We start from the raw sequence: 435 nt of genomic DNA, 5'->3' as shown, positions 1-435 counted from the left end.
GCGTTCCATTTCTTCGGTTCTTTTTGTATATTCCTCGAATTGTTTCCATGCCCTTAATCGTGGTTGAGGCAGTTCGTAGACTTCGATAAAATTTATTGCGTCGTTTGATTGGTCGATGGTCTTGCTCAATGAGGTTATTGAGATACTTCACGGTTCGATGCTCTGTCTTAGTATATAAACCGTTACTCTGTAACTTTCTAAATGCAGAACCAATAGAGGGCGCTTTATCCGTGACAATTACTCTTGGTTGACCAAACTGTTTATGTAGTCGTTTCAAGAACGCATAAGCAGCTTGAGTATCCCGTTTCTTGCGTAGCCAGATGTCTAAAGTCAATCCATCCGCATCAATTGCACGATAGAGATAATGCCAACGACCTTTGATTTTGATATAAGTTTCATCCATTTTCCACGAATAGAAGGACTGTCTATTTTTCT

The 435-nt window shown here is 39.8% G+C and carries 1 pseudogene; it reads right to left on the bottom strand.

The features are described 5' to 3' along the window. Positions 1-435 (bottom strand): annotated as a pseudogene (locus tag RT41_RS10280) (IS6-like element ISS1A family transposase); the annotation flags it as partial.

The organism is Lactococcus fujiensis JCM 16395, assembly GCF_002441655.1.
Classification (GTDB): domain Bacteria; phylum Bacillota; class Bacilli; order Lactobacillales; family Streptococcaceae; genus Lactococcus; species Lactococcus fujiensis.
The sequence above is the reverse complement of the archived record's forward strand: the minus strand, read 5'-3'. Positions and strand labels throughout refer to the sequence as shown.